The following is a 19,483-nucleotide window of genomic DNA, read 5'->3' on the forward strand; positions in this document are numbered from 1 at the left end:
GGAGGCTGAGAGCGTCGGGAACGCATCTCAGCCGACCCAGGACTGGGAGATAAAACGGAGGTCTGCCGCTTCAGCGGTCGATTTATTTCGCCGGGAGTCCGGGTTCTCAGGGGAGTGACGGTGACTCCCCTGAGACGTTCACCGACGCGGTGGCAAAATATAAAACTTTACTTAAGGTGAACGGGACTTTAGCCATGTTTGCATAGAAACGGCCAGCGCTTAAGGCGCTGAAGTTAACTCCCGCACCAAACTAAACGCCTGCTTCATATGCTCCTCGCTGACGATAAACGCCCTTAGCTGCTGTGCAGCGTCCATCCCTTTGGCAATCAGCCCTTGCGGGCTGGCGCTAATCTGCCAGACCAGGTCGCGGCGGTGGGTTTCTCCGGCCAGGTGCAGCGGCATCTCCGGCGTTTTCACCTTGACCAGCATCGCCGGAAGGGAAAGCGCGTCGCTCGCCCCAAGCAGGTTTTTCGCCAGCGTCATGGCACTGAGCTGAATCGGCTGCAGGAACGGCAGCACTTTGCCATCGATTTCTGCGCAGTCGCCGAGGGCGTAAATATCCGGATCGGATGTTTGCAGCTGGCTGTTCACCTTGACGCCCCGGTTCACCTCAAGCCCTGCATGCTGGGCCAGCCCAACGTTCGGGCGCAGGCCGATGGCGGACACTACCGCATCAACTTGCAGCTCACGTCCGTTGTTAAGCGTGGCGCACAGCCCTGACTCCGCCTGGCTCACCGCTTCCAGACGCTGGTTGAACAGCAGCTCGACGCCCATCTGGTTCAGGCGGGATTGCAGTCGGCCGCTAACCTCTGCCGGAAGCAGCGACGCCATCAGGTGGCTGGCGTTATCCACCAGCACAACCTCTTTGCCCGCACGGCAGAAGTCCATCGCCAGCTCGCTGCCGATCATCCCGCCGCCGAGGATCATCACCCGCCGGGCGTCGCGCAGCCGGGCTTCACAGGCCTGATACTCCTGCTGGCTGTTGAGCGTCGTCATCAGCTCTTTGCCGGCAACGGGCGGCAGCAGGGCGGAAGAGCCGGTCGCCAGCACCAGCTTGTCGTACTGCCATTGCCGCTCGCCGCAGTTGACCAGTTTGTTTTTGGGGTCGAGGCTGCTGACCCAGCTATTGGCGTGCAGCGTCAGGTTGAACTGCTCCGCAAACGCGCCAGCCTGCTGGCGGGTCATCGCTTCTGCCCGCTGGTTTAAGCTGATGACGTGGCTCAGGTCCGGTTTGTTGTACTCGTCGGCGCTGTCGGCGGCAATCAGCCGGATGGGCACCTCTGCGCTGTGTTTGCGGATATTTTTCACCAACTGGCGGGCGGCAAAGCCCGAGCCGACTATCACAATGCCGTTGTTCATTTGGCCTCCGTTGCCAGTTCGTCGAAGACGTCTTTGCCCAGCGAACATTCAGGGCACAAGAAACTGTCAGGCACTTCGCTCCATGGCGTGCCTGGCTCAACGGCCTGCATCGGTTCGCCCTGGGCTGGATCGTAAATCCACTGGCAAACGCTGCACTGCATGCGGGGGCCGAGGTCGGCGCCGGTGGATTCTGCTTTTGCTTCTTCGGCTAGCGGAGCGACGGTGATTGAAGCCTGAGCCACCGGCAGCGGGGAGAGCGCCCACTGGCGGGCGATTTCGCGACCGTGTTCGCGGCAAAGTTCCAGGGCGTTGCCGTCCGGACGCCATTTCGCCTTCAGGCTGAGGGACATTTCAAACCCGGCGTCCTGCAGGCGGGTGGAAAGGCGATCGACCGCGCCGCCGCTCCAGCCGTGGGAGCCGAAGGCGCTGGCGCGTTTGTTGCGGAAGCGCAGCCCGGTTATCTCTTCCACCAGCCCGGCGATTTTCGGCATCATCACGTTGTTCATAGTGGAGGTGCCGACCAGCACGCCTTTGGAGCGGAACACGTTGGTCAGAATTTCGTTTTTATCGCTGCGCGCCACGTTGAAGATTTTCACCGCCACGCGCGGGTCAACTTCGTGAATGCCCTGGGCAATGGCGTCCGCCATCATGCGGGTGTTGTTCGACATGGTGTCGTAGAACAGCGTGATGCGGTCTTCCTGGTAATCGGCGGCCCATTTCAGGTACAGCTCAACGATTTGCGTCGGGTTGTCGCGCCACACCACGCCGTGGGAAGTGGCAATCATCTCCACCGGCAGGTTGAAGCCGAGGATTTCGGTAATTTTTGGCGTTACCAGGCGGCTGAATGGCGTCAGGATGTTGGCGTAGTAGCGCTGGCACTGTTCGAACAGCTCGGTCTGATCCACTTCGTCGTTAAACAGATGCTCGTCGCAGTAATGCTGGCCGAAGGCGTCGTTGCTGAACAGCACCGCGTCGCCGGTCAGATAGGTCATCATGCTGTCCGGCCAGTGCAGCATTGGCGTTTCAACGAAGATCAGCTGTTTGCCATTGCCGATGTCCAGGCTGTCGCCGGTTTTCACCACCTTAAAGTTCCACTCCGGGTGATGGTGGTGACCATTAATGGAGTCGATGCCGTTGGCGGTGCAGTAGATTGGCGTGTGCGGGATGCGTGACATCAGCTCGGTCAGCGCCCCCGCGTGGTCTTCTTCCGCGTGGTTGATAATGATGTAGTCGAGCGTGTTAAGGTCGATTTCACGCTCAAGGTTATGCACAAACTCGCGGCTGAACTTGTGGTCCACAGTGTCGATCAGGACAGTTTTCTCTTCGCGAATGAGGTAGCTGTTGTAGCTGCTGCCGCGTAGCGTTTTATATTCCGTGCCGTGAAAATCACGCACTTCCCAGTCACGTTGCCCAACCCACTGAATGTTGTTTTTAACCTGAATAGCCATTGAGAACCTCATTGATGTCATAGCGTTAAGTACTTCAATGACGGTGTTATTGCGAGTATCGTGCCAGTTTTATAATTTATTGATTTTTTAATTATTTGTTGTTTTCTGTGTTCTTTTTTATTGTCATAATGACATTTTTGTTTTTGGTCATAATGACTCTGATGTTTGTCATTTTGACTACTCAGGCGTAAGCTGAACGCCTCGCGTTCCAGGAGCCTCCCTATGAGCCTGTCGATGTCTTCTCTCGCCGCCATTGCAATCGAACTGCAGAGCGGCATCAGCCATTCCGATCGCTTTACCCGCGTTATCCGAACCCTGAGAAAGCTGCTCGGCGGTGATGCCACGGCGCTGCTGCGCTACGAGTCGCGGCATTTTTACCCGCTGGCGATAGACGGCCTTGCCCTCGATGTGCTGGGGCGGCGCTTTGCCGTGGACGCTCATCCGCGACTGGAGGCCATTGCCCGCGCGGGTGACGTGGTGCGTTTCCCGGCCGACAGCGAGCTGCCCGACCCGTATGACGGCCTGATTCCAGACCATGAAGAACTCAAAGTTCACGCCTGCCTGGGGCTGCCGCTGTTTGCCGACCAGACGCTCATCGGGGCGCTGACCGTGGACGGCATGGATCCTTATCAGTTCGACAGCTTCAGCGATGAGGAGCTCAGGCTGATTGGCGTACTGGCGTCCGGGGCGCTGAACAATGCTTTGCTGCTGGAACAGCTTGAAAAACAAACGCCGGAAGGCACGGTGCAGCCCGCTATTGCGCGGGAGGCCGCCGGGGAGATGATTGGCCGCTCGCCGGGCATCATCCAGCTGAAAAAAGAGATTGATATCGTTGCCAGTTCCGATCTGAACGTGCTGATCACCGGCGAGACTGGCGTGGGGAAAGAGCTGGTGGCGCGGGCGATTCACGCCGGATCGGCCAGGGTGGCAAATCCGCTGGTTTACCTTAACTGCGCCGCGCTACCGGAAAGCGTGGCGGAAAGTGAGCTGTTCGGCCATGTGAAGGGCGCTTTTACCGGGGCGATTCATCACCGTACCGGCAAGTTTGAAATGGCGGATAACGGCACACTGTTTCTCGATGAAATCGGTGAATTACCGCTGGCGCTGCAGGCCAAGCTGCTGCGCGTGTTGCAGTACGGTGATATTCAGCGGGTAGGGGACGATCGCAGCCAGCGCGTGGATGTTCGGGTATTGGCCGCGACTAACCGCGATCTGCGCCAGCAGGTACTGGCCGGCGAGTTTCGCGCCGACCTGTTTCACCGCCTGAGCGTTTTTCCGCTGCACATTCCACCGTTGCGCGAGCGGGGAGAGGACATTGCGCTGCTGGCCGGTTTTTTCTGCGAGCAAAGCCGCGTGAAGATGGGGCTGAAGCAGGTTGGGCTGAGTGAATCGGCTCGGATGCTTCTGGCGCAGTATGGCTGGCCGGGAAATATCCGCGAGCTGGAACACGCCATTTATCGCGCGATTGTGCTGGCCCGCGCCGGTTACCCACAGGGCGAGCTTGTGCTTCAGCCTCAACATTTCCAGCTTGCTGGCCAGTTGGATGTGGTAGCCCACGAGCCAGAAACGCCACCTGTAGAAACCCCTTTTGCCAGCCTGCGAGAAGCGACCGATGCGTTTCAGCGCGGCCAGGTTAGGGAAGCGCTTGCCCGTAACGGCAATAACTGGGCGGCCAGCGCCCGGCAGCTCGGCGTCGATGTGGCCAACCTCCACCGGCTGGCGAAGCGGCTGGGAGTGAAATCACCCCAAGGGAGTACCTCTTAACTTCAACCGCAGATAAATTCATCATACAAACTCGTTGTTTAGCGGCGAAGCGGCGCGGATAATCGCTGTGTATTTTTATATATAACGAGGATGCTATGGCTTTGACTTCAGCACGCAGCGCGGGCGCCCTGGCGCTTTGCTCACTTCTTTTCAGCGCTTCGGCGCTGGCTTCTGCCGATATTCGCGTCACCTATGCAGGTTCGATGGGCAAGGTCATGGACCAGTCCCTCGGCCCGGCCTTCGCGAAAAAAAACCACGGTGATTACCAGGGGCAGGGGCAAGGCGCTTACGGAATGGCGCGGCTGCTCGCCAGCAAGAAAATTACCGCCGATGTGTTTGTCTCCATCACCCCTGGCCCTATGCAAATCCTGAAAGATGCCGGGCTGATTGACGATGCCGTGCCGGTGGCCAGCACCAGCATGGTTATCGCCTATAGCCCGAAAGGAAAATACGCGCCGCAGTTTGCCGCCGCGAACGGAAAAGACGCCAGCTGGCTGAAAGTGCTGGCGACGCCGGGGCTGAAGTTTGGCCGTACCGATCCGTATAACGATCCTAAAGGGCAGAATATTGTCTTTACGCTGCTGCTGGCGGAAAAATATTACCAGCAGCCGGGCGTGGCGAAGCAGGTGATGGGGGAAGTACAAAACCCTGCCCAGGTCAGCCTGGAAGGTGGCCTGCTGACGCGGCTGGAGAGCGGGCAGGTTGACGCCGCCGCCGGGTACGAAAGCGAGGTGATTTCCGCCAAACTGCCGTACATCGCGCTGCCGGATGAGATCAACCTCAGCAACCCTGATGAAGCCAAACAGTGGTACGACACCGTGAGCTTCACCATCAAGGACAGCGCCGGGAAAGAGCAGGTGCTGCATACCCAGCCGCTGGTCTATTACGCTGCCGTGCTGAAAAACGCCCCGAACGGCATGCCGCAGGGACAGAAGTTTATCGACTTTATGCGCAGCGCCGAAGGCCAGAAGCTGTTTAAAGCGAATGGCTATGCGGCACCTAAAGGCCAGGCGATTTACGCGCAATGATGCGTAGCCCGGCAATGTGGCTGTCGCTCCCGGCACTGCTTCTGCTGGCGATTCCGTTTGCGACTTTGCTGGGCGTCACGCCGTGGCACGGGTTTCATTTGGCCTGGGGAGACGGTAGCGCGATTGCCGTTTCCCTTGGGCTGGGCGGCCTGGCGCTGATGATTGTTGTCGCGCTGGGGCTGCCGGTGGCATGGTGGCTGGCCTGGGCCAAAGGCCGGCGTCGACTGCTGGTTGAGGTACTGGTGTTGCTTCCCCTGCTTACGCCGCCGCTGGCGATGGGGATTTTGCTGATTTCCGCCTGGGGGCCGTATAGCCTGGCGGGGGAGTGGCTGTCCCGCTTCGGGCTGACGCTGGTGAATAACCCCGGGGCTTTCGTGCTGGCTCAGGTTTACGGCGCGCTGCCTTACTTTATTACCGCCGCCCGTTCCGCGTTTGCCGCGGTGCCGAAAGAGATCCTTGAAGCCGGGCGCACGCTCGGGGCCTCGCCCTGGCAGCGCTTCCTGCGCCTTGCTTTGCCTATATCCGCGCCGGGACTTGCGTCGGCGCTTGCCGTGGCCTGGGTTCGGGCCATCGGTGAATTTGGCATCGTGATGATTTTTGCCTATTTCCCTCAGGGGATCCCCGTCAAGCTGTATACCAATCTGCAAAACGACGGCGTGGATGCGGTTTATACTTTAGTATGGCTGCTGCTGCTGTTCACTTTGCCTCTGCCGATTATCTGCTTTGCTTTTGCCCGGCGAAAAGCGGCGCATTAGGGCTGTCAGGTTGCTGTCGGGTTGATGTCGTGTCGCTGTCGTGTTGAAGTGGCGCGGGCTGAGCCATAGTCAGGGCGGGTTAAATCATTTGAGGATCTCCAGCCATGAGTAACAACATTAAAGCGTTGCGTTTGTCCCGCGCCTGGTCCCAGGAGCAGCTGGCCGAACTCTCTTCCCTGAGCGTCAGAACCATTCAGCGCATTGAAAATGGTGGGCAGGCGAGCCTGGAAACCATGAGCGCGATTGCAGCGGCGTTCGATCTTAAAGTGACGGATTTGTACGACGGTAATGAGCCGGACTGCGAGCCAGAGGATGCGCTCAATACGCGCATTCTTGAAGCTAAGCGCCGCGTGGCCCGCGAGTATCGCTTCTACCGTTCGGTGCTGGTGTGGGCGATTGTGTGTACCGGGCTGGCCGTTATTAACTGGCTGACTTCGCCGGGCCACTATTGGTTCCAGTGGGCAACGCTGATTTGGGGCGCGCTGCTGGTGATGGGCGGCCTCCGCCTGTTCCTGCTGAAGGGCTGGCTGGAGAAACGCCAGCAGCAGCGCCTCCAGCAGCTGTTGCGGAAGTGATCAGTTCACAATCCGGTTGCGGGCAACCCAGTCGATAAAAGCCTGTTTCGGCAGGGCTTTGCTGTAAAGCCAGCCCTGCCCCCAGGCGACCCCGTGTTCCCGCAGCCACGCCGCCTGCGCCGCCGTTTCAATCCCTTCGGCGAGCGTTGCCAGATGAAGCGTTTTCGCCATTTCAATGATGTACGGCGTGACGTTTTTGTACTCCAGCGCGTCAACGAACGATTTGTCTATTTTCAGGATATCGACGTCGAGATCCTGCAGGTAGCTGAGGCTGGAATAGCCGGTGCCAAAGTCATCCAGATAGATAGGATGACCCGCTTCGCGGTATTTCGCCACAATCGGGGCGCTCACCTTAGGGTCGGCAAAGCCTCGCTCGGTAATCTCCAGCGCTATTTGTTCCGCTTTGACCTGATACTTCAGCAGCAGCGGCCTGATGGCCAGCAGCACCCTGTCGTTAAGCACGTCGCTCGGGGAGAGATTGATTGAAATATGGTGCCGAGGGTGGGCGTGCAGCCAGTCACCGAGATCGGCGAAAGTCTTTTTAATCACCAGCTCGGTGATCTGCGAAATAAGCCCGGTCTGCTCGGCAATGGGAATGAAGATGTCCGGGCTGATGAAACTCCCGTCCGGTAAGCGCCAGCGAAGCAGCGCTTCTGCACCTACGCCTTCACCGGTTTTTAAATCAACGATGGGCTGATATTCGAGGCTAAATTCCCGGCCTCTGATGGCGTCCTGAATACGCGCCTGCGGGGATTCAAGACGGCGCAGCAGGCGAGTGATGAACCAGCCTGCGCTAAGGCTAACGAGAATACCTATTGGCAGCCAGATGACCAGTTGCTTATACCAGGCCGTTTGCAGCGGAGCACTGGACGCCCAGGTTATCAGGGCCAACCCGGACGCCGGAGAGCGGAGAATGACATAGTCGTTTTTCCCGTCGGAGTAAGTTGTCACGCCCTTTGCTACCTGACTTTCCCAGCTGTTGTTGGGCAACCCGGTGTTACTGGCAATCAGTCGATTACGCGCCAGGCCAACCAGGGCAACGTTGACCGGCGTATTGCCAAGAGGAATGACGTCAATGAAGGCCTGCGGATCGATAACCACCACATGATCCTGGTTACCGATGTATATCATTGGGCGCTGAAAACCCAGATCGGTGACGTCGGTGTACCAGGCGAAGAAGCCCCGTGTGCTTTGCGTATCGGGTGGGCCAAGCTTAATGCCATGGTGTGCTGCTTCAAGGGAAGAGCATACGGCCCGGTCGCCGACGAGATAGACGACTTCCTGGATGTAGAGATAATCAAAAGCGACGCGGCGCATGGCATCCAGGTGGCTGGCAGAGCAATGCTGGCCGCGAAAAGCGTTGATTTGCCTGAGCGCCATGTTGGCCTGGCTAATAACTTTGTCGCTGCGGACCATTCCACGATCGGCGTAATTTTCAAGCTCGTTATGGAAGTTTTTCTCGGCTTTGTTATGGGCCAGATAAATGCTAAGCAAGATGGGCAGCAGCACTGCCACGATCAGTACGCCATTGACGAGGGTGACCCTTTTTTGGCTTGTCATAAGTGGGTTCCGGCGTAAGGGGGTAAATGTCAGGGATAATTTACCTGCCAGCATAGTTCACCGGGCACAGGAATGTTATGTTTCAGCGCAAAGGTTAGGAGCCCGCGATGAAAAAGAAAGACTTTGTGACCCAGGATTTACTGAGCAAAATTTATCAGCACAGCGAACCTGGCCCGCGCAAATTGCCGCCTGAGCGGCAGCTGGCCGAAGAATATGGGGTTTCACGCTTTACCATTCGACAGGCGCTGGAAAAACTGGTCAGCATTGGCGTGGTTTCCATTATTCAAGGGTCCGGGATCTGGATTAACGAGCAGGCCCGCAGCAGTCCGCTGGTGTATAACTCGATTACCGAAAAGTCTTTCGACCGCATTACGTTTCGGCTGATTAGCCAGCATAAAAAGCTGCCCGACCGCGACGAACAGCAGGTTTTTGGCCTCGGCGCCGGGGAGTTTATCTGGCAGTTTTGCCGCCTGCGCCTGGTGGATGGCCAGAAAGTACAGATTGAAACGTCGCGCCTGCCGGCTAAAGATTTCCCCGACCTCAACCAGAAGGCGATAGAAAGCTCTTTGCAGCAATATGTCCTGAGCAAGGGGTTTCGTATTTCGCATTTACTGACCCGCTACCAGGCCGTTGCGGTCAATAAAGAACAGGCCCAACTGCTCGAATGCAAGAAGGGCCAGCCCGCGATGCAAATCAGTAATCGCGGCATTCTGGAAGGGGGACGGGTGTTTGAGATCAGTGATATCGTCGATATCAACTATTCCTGCACCTACGTTATCCCCTTCAACCACGCTAATCTCGCCCGCCGTAAAACGTCTTAAGGCGTGTGGATCGCACCGTTGGGCAGGCGGCTTTGCGTCCATTCGTGCGGGCGATATTCCACCGGGAAGCGTTCAGCCTGCTGCTGGTCAAACCCCACGCCAATGCCCGATTTTTCCAGCGGATACATATAGCCTTTTTCCGCAGCCGGGGAGCCGGGGAAGACGGCGGCGGTGTTCTCTTTGACGGGAATAAACTCCTGAATCGCCGCGTTATGCAGGTGAATGTTCAGGTGCGTATTCACCGCAACCGCAATCGGCGTCATGTCCGGTGGCCCGTGCCAGGCGAGGCGCACGCCAAAGGCCTGGCAGAGCACCGCCAGTTTTAGCGCCGGGGTGATCCCGCCGATCTGCGAAACGTGGCAGCGAATAAAATCGATGCGGCGGTTCACGATCAGGTCATGCCATTCCGCCGGGTTGTTAAACAGTTCGCCCATCGCCAGCGGCACGGAGGAGTGCTGGCGCACCTGTTCCAGCCACGTGCTTTGCTGCGGCGGCAGAATATCTTCGATAAACCACGGCTGGTAAGGCTCCAGCGCTTTCGCCAGTTGAATGGCCTGCTGGGGGAATAACCGCTCGTGAACGTCGTGCAGGATATGGAAGCGGTGGCCGTATTTCTCACGCAATGCGCGGAACATTTCCACCGTGTTAGCCATGTATTCGTCCTGGTCGTAATACGCGCCGGGCGTGGGATCTTTGGTCTGGTGCATACTCTGAGGCGTGCCGCCATAGAACCCCAGCTGGCAGCGAATGTAGCGGTATCCTTGCGCCAGCAGCTTATCCACTTCCTGATAAAGCCCTGCAAGCGTTTCACTGGCGGCGTGGCTGTAAACGGCGATGGCATCCTTCGATTTGCCGCCCAAAAGCTGGTAAAGCGGCATATTCGCCAGCTGGCCTTTGATGTCCCACAGCGCCATATCCACGCCGGCGATGGCGTTGTTCATGACCGGGCCGTTTCGCCAGTAGGCGTTGACGGTCATCATCTGCCACAGGTCTTCAATGTGGTTGGCGTCGCGGCCAATTAACAGCGGCTTGAGGTATTCATCGACCAGGGTTTTTACCGCCAGCGGCCGCTGCTGGAAGGTGGCGCAGCCGAGGCCGGTGACGCCTTTGTGAGTGGTGACGCGGACCGTGACCAGGTTGTGCCGGTCCGGTTTAGTAATAAAACATTCAATATTTTCGATAATTGTGGGTAGCACGAGAAAGCTCCACCGTCAGGCTGAGATAAACACAGTGAATTAAGTTCTGCTATTACTATCACCCTATTTTTCTCTTCGGGTAAACGCTTTTTTGACTCTTTTTTATTGGTCAGTTATTTCACTTTTAAAGGCCATAAAACCGTACCAATTGCTGTTGTTGTTCTTTTGTTTTAGCTATTTGTGACGATTGTCATGTTTCATTGGTTTGTTTTTGATTTTTCGATTCTCTACCATCGGCGCAGCAACACATAACAATAAACCAACACCGGGGAGTTATTCATGGAGAGTCGTGACGTCATTGCTTCTATTATTCGTCTGGTCGGAGGGACGGATAATATTAATAAAGTCTGGCACTGCATGACGCGTCTGCGTTTCGATTTAATTGATGATAATAAAGTGAACCAGGCGGAGATCAAAAAGCTGCCCGGCGTGCTGGGCGCGCAGACACAAAGCGATCAGTTTCAGATAATCATCGGCCCGCAGGTGAACAGCTGGTATGAGCAACTGACTGCGCTGCTTGGCGGCGCAAAAGAGGCACCTGCCGCTTCTACTGGCAAGAAAGAGCGTAAGAGCCTGGTGTCGCTGTTTATGGACACGGTTTCCGGCGTTTTTGGCCCGATTGTCCCGGCAATAGCCGGGGCGGGGATGATCAAAGGCCTGCTGGCCGGGCTGGTGGCGCTCAAGCTGATTTCGGCCAAAAGCGATACGGTGATCGTTATCGATCTCATCGCCAGCGGCGTGTTTTATTTCCTGCCGTTTTTCCTCGCGATCTCCGCGGCAAGAATGTTTAAAACTAACGAATACCTCGCGGCGGCGGTGGCGGCCTGCTTCATGTATCCGTCGCTGATTGAGGCGGCGAAAGCGCTGGCCGCGCATCAGGCGGGCGCGGTGGATGCTTTCTATTTTCTGAATGCGATCCCGGTTTCGGTGTTTAACTACGCCTCCAGCGTGATCCCGGTTATTTTCTCGGTGCTGGCGCTGAGCTACATCCACCGCTGGGTGGACAGCATTATGCCTGACGTGCTGAAAACGGTGTTCACCCCGACACTGACGTTATTCATCTCCGCGCTGGTGGCGCTGGTGGTGATCGGCCCGCTGGGGATTTATCTGGGGAAAGGACTGGCCTGGTTTATTGAAGGGCTGTTCGGGATTTCCGCGAGCTTCGCCGGGCTGGTGGTGGGCGCAATTCGCCCGATAGCGATTCTGACCGGAATGCACCACGCCATGACGCCGATTGCGCTGCAGAACTTTACCGATCGCGGCTATGACATGCTGATGCCGATGATGTTTATGGCCAACATGGCTATCGCCGGGGCGACGTTTGCCATCTGGCGGCAGAGCAAGTCGAAGGCGGATCGTTCGGTGGTGCTCTCTGCCGGGATCTCCGCGCTGCTGGGGATTACCGAACCGGCGCTGTTTGGCGTGTTAACCCGCTACAAGAAAGCGTTTATTGCCGCCACGGTTGCCAGTTCGATTGCGTCGGCCTTCATCGCGTTCTTCGGCGTGCGGCTGTACGGCTATATTCTGTCGAGCATTTTTAGTCTGCCCGCTTATATTGGGCCTTACTTTATCTTTGCCCTGCTGGGCGTGGCGCTGGCGCTGGGACTTTCTTTCGCGCTGACCACCGTGCTGGTGCGTGAGAAAGAGACAAACGCATTCTCGTCGAGAAAAAGCGTGTAAAAACCGCTACTATCGGTTTTTCTCTCGTGCTGAATGATTGGATATGGCTTCTCTGAAAGATGTTGCAACCCTGGCGGGCGTGTCGCTGATGACCGTTTCCAGGGTCATTAATCAGGCTGAACACGTTAGCCCGGCGACCCGGGAGCGGGTACAGCGGGCCATTGATGAGCTGAATTATGTGCCGGACTATTCCGCCAGGAAGATTCGAAGCAAAGGCGTTAAAGCATCGACAATCGGTATTCTGGCGCTGGACACCGCCACCACGCCCTATTCTGTAGAAATACTGTTGGCCATTGAGCAGACTGCACGTGAGCGAGGCTGGAACAGTTTTCTCATTAATATCCTTTCTGCTGGCGACGCCGAGCGGGCAGTGAATCAACTCCTGGCCCAGCGGCCGGACGGCATCATTTTTACCTCGATGGGGCTGCGGCACGTTGAGCTCCCTGCGGTACTAAAAAACCACCGGGTGGTGCTGGCCAACTGTATTAGTGATGATGCTGATTTACCGAGTTACATTCCGGATGATTTTAACGGGCAGTACCAGGCCACTCGCCATCTGATTGAGCGGGGATACCGCCGTCCGCTTTGCCTGTGGCTGCCCGAAGAAGCGCTTGCCAGCCGTTCTCGTCAGGATGGATTCGAGCAGGCCTGGCGCGAAGCCGGGCTCGACGTTGAGACTGTGATGCAGTATCACATGCAGTGGGGCGATAGCCATTATCCTGAATTGGCTGGGCTTGTTCTGGCACATTGCCAGCAGGGAAAAGCGGATTTCGATGTGCTGGTGTGCGGTAATGACCGCATCGCTTTTGTGGCCTGGCAGACGCTGTTGGCGCAGGGCGTGGCAATTCCTGAGCAGGTGGCTGTGCTTGGATTCGATAATCAGATAGGGATCGGTGATTTGTTCCTTCCGCCGCTGACGACGGTTCAGTTGCCGCATGACGCGATTGGTCGCCAGGCGGCATTGCATTTAATTGACGGGTTGACCCGCGGCGGCATCCAGCGGCTGCCTTGCCCGCTGGTCAAGCGCGTTTCTCTATAGCGCGTTCAATTGCCACAGCGTGCCGCCCCGGCATAAGGCTTTCCCGTGACTGGCAAACAGTTCCAGTTGACGTTCCCCAGGCTGCGGGTAGAGGCGGCTGCTGAGACAATATTCGCCCTGGTTAACAAAGACTTCGATGGAAGAGCGATCGATAAAAATCCGCAGATGCAGGTCGCCTTTTTCCGATAACGGCACGCTGCGATTGCCGTCCAATTGCGCGTCCTGATAGCCGCGTGACAGCACCAGACGCTGCGTCAACGCATCGACAAACAGCTCACAACCCTGTCCAAGGCGAATACCGTAGCGTTCAGCCGTGCTTTGCCCGGCTTCCCAGGCTATCTCTAACTCCACGGCTTCTGCATTCGGGTGCAGCATCAGCTCTTGCGTGTCCAGCACGCAGGGCAGCACTAATTGCTCCCCGGTGCGGAGCGTTGCCAGTTCGTGAACCGGATTTTGGTAGAGTTTGCCGTTTGGCATCACGCACAGCTCGCGCGGCACGGTAAGGCAACCCGCCCAGCCTTCGCGTTTAGAAGGCATGGGAGATTCCCACATGTCCATCCATCCCAGCACGATGCGGCGGCCATCTTCGGCGACAAAGGACTGCGGGGCGTAAAAATCGTGGCCGTGATCCATCTCTTCAAACGGCTGATAAACGGTGAAGCCTTTCCCCGGTTGCCATCGCCCACGTAAATAGCCGCTCTGGAACAGGTTCTGATAAGCCAGGCCTTTAGCCTTGATGCCCTGCGGGGAAAACATCAGGATCTGGCTGTTTCCGAGCGGAAAGAAATCCGGGCATTCCCACATATAACCCATATCCGCGTTGGCTTCTGCGAGAATGCGATCTAACTGCCAGTCACGAAGTGAATTGCCTCGATAAAGTAATACTTTGCCTCGATCGTGCTCGTCCCGGGCGCCAATGACCATCCACCAGGTGCCCTCCTGTTGCCATACCTTCGGATCGCGGAAATGCATGATGCCGGGCGGTGGGGTGAGAATGACGCCTTGTTTCTTAAAGTGAACCCCGTCTTCGCTAGTGGCGAGACATTGCACCTGGCGTATAGCGCTGTCATTGCCCGCACCTTCCAGCCAGATATGCCCGGTGTAAATCAGCGAGAGCACGCCGTTATCGTCCACCGCGCTGCCGGAGAAGCAGCCATCGCGATCCCATTCGTCCCCCGGCGCCAGCGCAATGGGCTGATGTTCCCAGCGAACCATATCCCGGCTGGTGGCATGCCCCCAATGCATTGGCCCCCAGTTTTGATCGAACGGGTGGTGCTGATAGAAGGCGTGGTAAAGCCCATTGTGATAAATCAGGCCGTTAGGATCGTTCATCCAGCCTGCGGGTGGGGCCAGATGATAGAGCGGATAAAAGGCGTTGCCGCGCGCTGTTTGCAGAGTTTCTAAGGCGGATTGCGCCTTGTTCAGTGGGGTATTCATAGCATTACCTGGTGGTCAGATTTAAAGAAGGACGTTCGTTCCCGGGGGTTGAGTCTTTGAGCAGAAAAGCGGATATCAGCGTGAGTGCCAGAACCAGTCCGGCCAGAATCATGTAGGTGTCTGCGAAGCCTAGCTGGTCGTAGCCGCGCCCCACCAGTGGAGAAAGTACGGTGGCACAGATTGACGTTATAAACTGGAAGCCCACCAGATACAGCGTGGCGGAGAGTCGCTGATCGAACTGCGTGGTGATGTACTTAAACATTGAAATAAGCAGGATAGGAAGCTCAACGGCGTGCAAAAGCTTCATGCAGGAGATGGTCAGCGGATCGCTTGCCATCCCGGAGCCAAAAATACGCATCGCCATGATCAGGCCGCTGAGCAGCAACCCGCGTTTGGCCCCGATGCGGTTAACCAGCATTGGGGCGAGAAACATTCCGCCCGCTTCCAGAAAGACCTGAAAAGAGTTGAGAAAACCAAACATTTCGTTGCCGCGCTGCACGTCGTTAAACAGCGAGGCGAAGTACACCGGGAACTGCTGATCGTATACGTTGTAGACGCTGACGCCGCAAACGAAAAGGACCAGCGCCCAGAAGCGCGAGAGCTTCAGCAGCCCGAAGGCATCGGTCAGCGTAAGGGCGCTGGCTTTGCCGTATTCCAGTTCGCTGAGGGCGTTAGGTTGCATATCGCGCATGCGCCACAGCAACAGCAGAAACAGGCAGGCAGAGGCGCTACCCATCCAAAAATTCAGCTGTGGATCGAGATTAAAGAGCAGCCCTGCAAAAAATGTAGCGCCAGCCCAGCCTAAAGAGCCCCACATGCGTGACTTGCCGTATTCAAAGCCAACGATGCGGCTGACGCGCTCGGTATAGGACTCCAGCGCACCAATCCCGGCGAAGAAGGTTGCCCCGACATAAAGCCCGACGCTGATAGCACCTGCGACAATATTTATCTGGAGCAAGGGCGTGCAGACGAAGATAAACCAGGGGCCGCTTATCAGAAGCAGGACGCCTATCACCCACAGCAGCGATTTACGAAGCCCCAGTTTGTCCTGAACAAAGCCGTACAGCGGCTGGGCACACAGGGCGGTAAAGGCGATGATGGAGAAGATCAGCCCGGTTTCCGCTCCTTTCAGGCCGATTTTCTGGTTCAGCCAGAGGGCGATCAGTGAAAACGCCGATGACCAGGTCCAGAAAAAGGTAAACAGCAGCCCGCTCAGGATCAGATAGTGGTGTTTATTGCGTTTGGTCAGTGCCATGTGTGCAGTCTCTGAATGCTTGAATGACTGTATTGTTAACGTTAACTTTTGGCTGGGAGAAGAGCGTAAGCTTCATAAATGTGATGTTAATCGCAATAGTTAACGTTAACAATGAGGTTTTGTGATCCAGATTGGATCATCAGCGAAAGATGGAAATTAGAGGGTGGCCCGATGCAGAGCATCGGGCGTTCATCAGGGCGGATCAGCGGCGATGGGCCAGGCGGCGAACTAAATGGTCGCCGAGGCTTTGCACCAGATGCACCATTACAATCAGGATGATGACGGTCCCGACCATGACCTGGTTGTTAAAGCGCTGGTAGCCGTAGCGAATCGCCAGGTCGCCCAGACCGCCGCCGCCGATAACACCGGCCATTGAAGAGAAGCCGATCAGCATCACTATTGTCAGCGTGATGCCCGCCAGAATGGCAGGGAGCGCCTCGGGCAGCAGCACTTTACTCACCACATGCCAGGCGTTTCCGCCCATCGACAGAATGGCTTCAATCCGGCCTTTGTCTACCTCATCCAGCGCGCTTTCGACCACGCGGGCGAAGAAGGGGAAGGCGCCGATGGTGATGGGCACCACAGCGGCAGTGCTGCCGAGCGTGGTGCCGACGATAATGCGGGTCAGCGGGATCAGCGCGATAAGCAGGACAATAAACGGCAACGAGCGCCCCACGTTAATGATGCTGCCGAGTACCTGATTCAGGCGGGGCGCGGGCAATACCGCATCCCGGCGAGTCAGGAACAGCAGGACGCCGAGCGGCAGCCCAATCAGTACGGTAAACAGCCCGGCCAGGCCCACCATGTAAAGCGTGTCGAGGGTGCCGTCCAGCAGCAGCGGCCACAGATCTTCCCAACTCATGCTACTTCGCATAGGACTCTCCCTTCCACGCCGTGGCGACGTAAGAACTCGCGTTCGGCTTCTGCATCGTGCAGCAGCGAAGTGCGTAACCTGGAGAACGGGTCGACTAATCGTTCAGACAGCGGGCCGCTTTCGATTAATTTGCCGTGCTCCAGCAGCGCCGCGTGATCGCAGATGGCTTTGACGACTTCCAGTTGATGGGTGATCAGTACGATCGTCAGCCCAAGCTGGCGGTTGATGTCCGCCAGCAGGGCCAGAATTGACGCGGTCGTGTCAGGATCCAGCGCGCTGGTGGCCTCATCGCAGAGCAGGATTTCCGGGTGAGCGGCCAGCGCCCGGGCAATGCCAACGCGCTGTTTTTGCCCGCCGGAAAGCTGGGAGGGAAAGGCTTTGGCTTTGTCGCTCAGGCCCACAAGATTCAGCAGCTCGGCAACGCGCTTTTGGCGAGCCTCACGTGGTGTGCCGGAGATCTCCAGCGGCACGGCAACGTTGTCCTCCACGCTGCGGGCGTGAATCAGGTTGAAATGCTGGAACACCATGCCGGTGCGCTGGCGGTGCTGGCGCAGCTCGCGCTGGTTAAAAGTGGTGATGTCCCGGTCATTCATGATAATGCGGCCCGAGGTGGGCCGCTCCAGCAGGTTGAGACAGCGAATAAGCGTACTTTTCCCGGCGCCGCTGCGGCCCAGAATGCCGTAAATAGCGCCATCCGGGACCACAAGGTTAATGTCATCCAGCGCCGGTCGGCCTTCTCCGGCGTACACTTTGCTCAGCCGCTCAAGGGCGATCATGACTTAGTCTCTACCGGGATCACCGAGCCGTTGTACTGCTTGCGAATGAACTCGGCCACCTGAGGGGATTCAAGGTCTTTCGCCAGCTGTTTGATGCGCGGGTCGTTTTCCAGATTTGGGTTGGTGACCAGAATGTTGGCGTAAGGGTTATGGGTGGCGCTTTCCAGGCCAAGGGAGTCTTTGGCCGGGCTGAGTCCGGCCTCCAGCGCATAGTTGCCGTTGATCACGCCCAGGCCTACGTCATCCAGCGAACGGGGAATCTGCGGGGATTCAACTTCCAGGATTTTCAGCTTCTTCGGGTTGCTGGCAATGTCTTTGGGCGTTGCCTGGTTGGTGGCGGCGTCCTTAAATTCCGGTTTGAGGGTGATCAGGCCTTTGTCCTGGAGCAGGTAAAGGGCACGACTGAGGTTGGTGACGTTGTTCGGCACCGCGATGGTTGTGCCTTCCGGGATAGATTTCAGGTCTTTGTATTTGTGCGAGTAGATGCCCAGCGGTTCGATATGTACCGTGGCGGCAACGACAAATTTCTTGCCGAGCGCTTTCTCCTGGTCACGTAGATAAGGCACATGCTGGAAGTAGTTGGCATCGACGTCGTCGTTCGCCAGAAGTTCGTTGGCGTTAACGCCGTTGCTCAGTTCGACGACCTTCAGCTTGAGATTAGGGTCGAGTTTTTGCACAAAGGCGAGGATTTCCGCATGCGGGACCGGATCTGCCGCGACGCGCAGCGCATCTGCGGCCTGTGCCGCGAAAGCCAGAGACAGTGACAGCGCAACGCCAGCCAACTTAAAAGCGGTCTTTTTCATCATTATTTTCCTTTTGTTTTAATGTGTTATTAAGCGATCAGTTCACTGCTGTTACGAAGGACATCCGGGTAATAACGCTCCGCCACGTCAGGGTGTGAGCGCAGGCGGCCTTTCAGATAGTTCCAGCCCACGTCGCGCAGCAGCGGGTTTTGCGGGTCGCTTTCTGGCCCCAGGGCTTCGCGGGCCAGCGATTCCGGGAGCTGATAAACCGGCACCACGGCGTTGAGCTGTGCGCCGAGGAAGAAGGCGATGGACAGGCGTTCTTCATCCTGAGGAGGAGAAACTACTCGGTGAACTGTAGCGCGCAGGTAGCCGTTGGTGGCCAGCTCCAGCAGTTCGCCAATATTGACCACAAAGCTGCCCGGCAGCGGCTGGGCATCGACCCAGTTGTCCGGCGAGACTTCGACCTGCAGGCCTTTTTTCTCGTCCTGCAGCAGGAAGCTCAGGAAGCCGGAGTCTTTATGAGCGCCCACGCCCTGGCTGCTCTGCGTGGCAGACTGCCCAGGATAGCGAATCAGTTTGATGTGTTCGTTGGGCAGGTTGCCGTAAAGGTCGTCAAAGGCATCGGCCGGCAGGCTAAGGGCTTCGGCAAAGGTGCGCAGCAGTTTTAACGCCACCGCGGTCATTTCGCTTTGCCACCGTAAAAGCGTGGGCTTGAGTTCTGGCCTGGCGGTCGGCCAGAGGTTTGGCCCCTGCAGGCGACGCCACGCCGGGGCATATTCATCCGGCGGCAATGCCTGGCGTTCTGCGCCGAGGTCAAACTGTTCGCGCCAGTCGGGCTGGCCGCGGGTAAGTTCGCTGGCGGCGCGGTTGTAGCCACGGAAATGCGGCGAATGGATCATCGCCACCTGCTGTTTTTCATCGTCGGGGAGGGCAAAGAAGCTGCGGGCTTCGTCCTGGACCGCCTGCTGCAGGTCAGGGCTGATACCGTGGTTGATCAGGTAGAAAAAGCCAATTTCTCGCGCGGCGTAGCGCAGCTGGCTGAGGAAGGCTGAACGGTCAGTTTCACTGCCGCTCAGCTGGGAAAGGTCAAGAATCGGCAGTGCCAGGCCTGGATTGGTGCTCATAGTTTACTCCGGTCAATAAAGTCTTAGAAAAGGCGGTCGGGTTGAG

At 57.3% G+C, this 19,483-nt stretch carries 17 protein-coding genes; 7 read left to right on the forward strand and 10 right to left on the reverse strand.

Features of this window, described 5'->3' with window-relative positions; all coding sequences use genetic code 11:
- Positions 1 to 219: 219 nt before the first annotated feature.
- Both norW and norV read right to left on the reverse strand, forming a co-directional pair.
- Complete coding sequence (norW, locus tag ACREYP_RS05570) at positions 220 to 1,359, reverse strand: NADH:flavorubredoxin reductase NorW (RefSeq protein ID WP_336819154.1); 1,140 nt, start codon at positions 1,357 to 1,359, stop codon at positions 220 to 222.
- Positions 1,356 to 2,807, reverse strand: coding sequence for an anaerobic nitric oxide reductase flavorubredoxin (gene norV, locus ACREYP_RS05575; RefSeq protein ID WP_336819155.1), 1,452 nt, complete (start codon positions 2,805 to 2,807; stop codon positions 1,356 to 1,358). Before norV ends, norW begins: the two co-directional genes overlap by 4 nt.
- Positions 2,808 to 3,029: 222 nt before the next feature.
- Here norV and norR point away from each other — a divergent pair, with 222 nt between their 5' ends.
- The 4 genes from norR (at position 3,030) to ACREYP_RS05595 (ending at position 6,929) form a co-directional block, all read left to right on the forward strand.
- The gene (norR, locus tag ACREYP_RS05580) at positions 3,030 to 4,571 is read left to right on the forward strand and encodes a nitric oxide reductase transcriptional regulator NorR (protein ID WP_336706738.1); all 1,542 of its coding nucleotides are present in this window, start codon (positions 3,030 to 3,032) and stop codon (positions 4,569 to 4,571) included.
- Between the two features lie 95 nt (positions 4,572 to 4,666).
- Positions 4,667 to 5,599: an extracellular solute-binding protein gene (locus tag ACREYP_RS05585; RefSeq protein WP_336819157.1), complete on the forward strand. Its 933-nt coding sequence runs from the start codon at positions 4,667 to 4,669 to the stop codon at positions 5,597 to 5,599.
- Positions 5,596 to 6,354, forward strand: coding sequence for a molybdate ABC transporter permease subunit (locus ACREYP_RS05590; RefSeq protein ID WP_336706741.1), 759 nt, complete (start codon positions 5,596 to 5,598; stop codon positions 6,352 to 6,354). The genes ACREYP_RS05585 and ACREYP_RS05590 overlap by 4 nt, the downstream gene beginning before the upstream one ends.
- A gap of 104 nt (positions 6,355 to 6,458) precedes the next feature.
- A complete protein-coding gene (locus tag ACREYP_RS05595; RefSeq protein WP_166990570.1) occupies positions 6,459 to 6,929 on the forward strand; it encodes a 2TM domain-containing protein in 471 nt (156 codons plus the stop codon).
- Here the strand turns inward: ACREYP_RS05595 and pdeB are convergent, their stop codons facing one another.
- Positions 6,930 to 8,489: a cyclic di-3',5'-guanosine monophosphate phosphodiesterase PdeB gene (gene pdeB / locus ACREYP_RS05600; protein ID WP_336819159.1), complete on the reverse strand. Its 1,560-nt coding sequence runs from the start codon at positions 8,487 to 8,489 to the stop codon at positions 6,930 to 6,932.
- 107 nt (positions 8,490 to 8,596) lie between these two features.
- Between pdeB and ACREYP_RS05605 the strand changes: the two genes are divergently transcribed.
- Complete coding sequence (locus ACREYP_RS05605; RefSeq protein WP_336819160.1) at positions 8,597 to 9,310, forward strand: GntR family transcriptional regulator; 714 nt, start codon at positions 8,597 to 8,599, stop codon at positions 9,308 to 9,310.
- Here the strand turns inward: ACREYP_RS05605 and ACREYP_RS05610 are convergent.
- Positions 9,307 to 10,506: an enolase C-terminal domain-like protein gene (locus ACREYP_RS05610; RefSeq protein ID WP_336819161.1), complete on the reverse strand. Its 1,200-nt coding sequence runs from the start codon at positions 10,504 to 10,506 to the stop codon at positions 9,307 to 9,309. The two genes, ACREYP_RS05605 and ACREYP_RS05610, sit on opposite strands and share 4 nt — an antisense overlap.
- Positions 10,507 to 10,785: 279 nt before the next feature.
- Between ACREYP_RS05610 and ACREYP_RS05615 the strand changes: the two genes are divergently transcribed.
- Positions 10,786 to 12,186, forward strand: coding sequence for a PTS transporter subunit (locus tag ACREYP_RS05615; RefSeq protein ID WP_498881184.1), 1,401 nt, complete (start codon positions 10,786 to 10,788; stop codon positions 12,184 to 12,186).
- A gap of 43 nt (positions 12,187 to 12,229) precedes the next feature.
- On the forward strand, positions 12,230 to 13,225 hold the full coding sequence (locus tag ACREYP_RS05620) for a LacI family DNA-binding transcriptional regulator (protein WP_336819163.1): 996 nt from the start codon (positions 12,230 to 12,232) through the stop codon (positions 13,223 to 13,225).
- Here ACREYP_RS05620 and ACREYP_RS05625 read toward each other — a convergent pair.
- From ACREYP_RS05625 to ACREYP_RS05650, 6 genes are all read right to left on the reverse strand, one after another.
- A complete protein-coding gene (locus ACREYP_RS05625) occupies positions 13,220 to 14,662 on the reverse strand; it encodes a glycoside hydrolase family 32 protein (RefSeq protein WP_008460329.1) in 1,443 nt (480 codons plus the stop codon). The genes ACREYP_RS05620 and ACREYP_RS05625 overlap by 6 nt on opposite strands.
- Before the next feature lie 4 nt (positions 14,663 to 14,666).
- Complete coding sequence (locus ACREYP_RS05630) at positions 14,667 to 15,917, reverse strand: oligosaccharide MFS transporter (RefSeq protein ID WP_336819164.1); 1,251 nt, start codon at positions 15,915 to 15,917, stop codon at positions 14,667 to 14,669.
- A 202-nt stretch (positions 15,918 to 16,119) separates the two neighbouring features.
- On the reverse strand, positions 16,120 to 16,779 hold the full coding sequence (locus tag ACREYP_RS05635) for a methionine ABC transporter permease (protein ID WP_166864839.1): 660 nt from the start codon (positions 16,777 to 16,779) through the stop codon (positions 16,120 to 16,122).
- Positions 16,776 to 17,567, reverse strand: a complete 792-nt coding sequence (locus tag ACREYP_RS05640) for a methionine ABC transporter ATP-binding protein (protein WP_336819165.1) — start codon at positions 17,565 to 17,567, stop codon at positions 16,776 to 16,778. The genes ACREYP_RS05635 and ACREYP_RS05640 overlap by 4 nt, the downstream gene beginning before the upstream one ends.
- Complete coding sequence (locus ACREYP_RS05645; protein WP_336819213.1) at positions 17,564 to 18,370, reverse strand: MetQ/NlpA family ABC transporter substrate-binding protein; 807 nt, start codon at positions 18,368 to 18,370, stop codon at positions 17,564 to 17,566. The genes ACREYP_RS05640 and ACREYP_RS05645 overlap by 4 nt, the downstream gene beginning before the upstream one ends.
- A gap of 29 nt (positions 18,371 to 18,399) precedes the next feature.
- Positions 18,400 to 19,437: an isopenicillin N synthase family dioxygenase gene (locus ACREYP_RS05650; RefSeq protein WP_336819167.1), complete on the reverse strand. Its 1,038-nt coding sequence runs from the start codon at positions 19,435 to 19,437 to the stop codon at positions 18,400 to 18,402.
- Positions 19,438 to 19,483: the final 46 nt, after the last annotated feature.

It is taken from the genome of Enterobacter sp. TMH.L2 (assembly GCF_050847315.1).
In the GTDB taxonomy this organism is placed as follows: domain Bacteria; phylum Pseudomonadota; class Gammaproteobacteria; order Enterobacterales; family Enterobacteriaceae; genus Cedecea.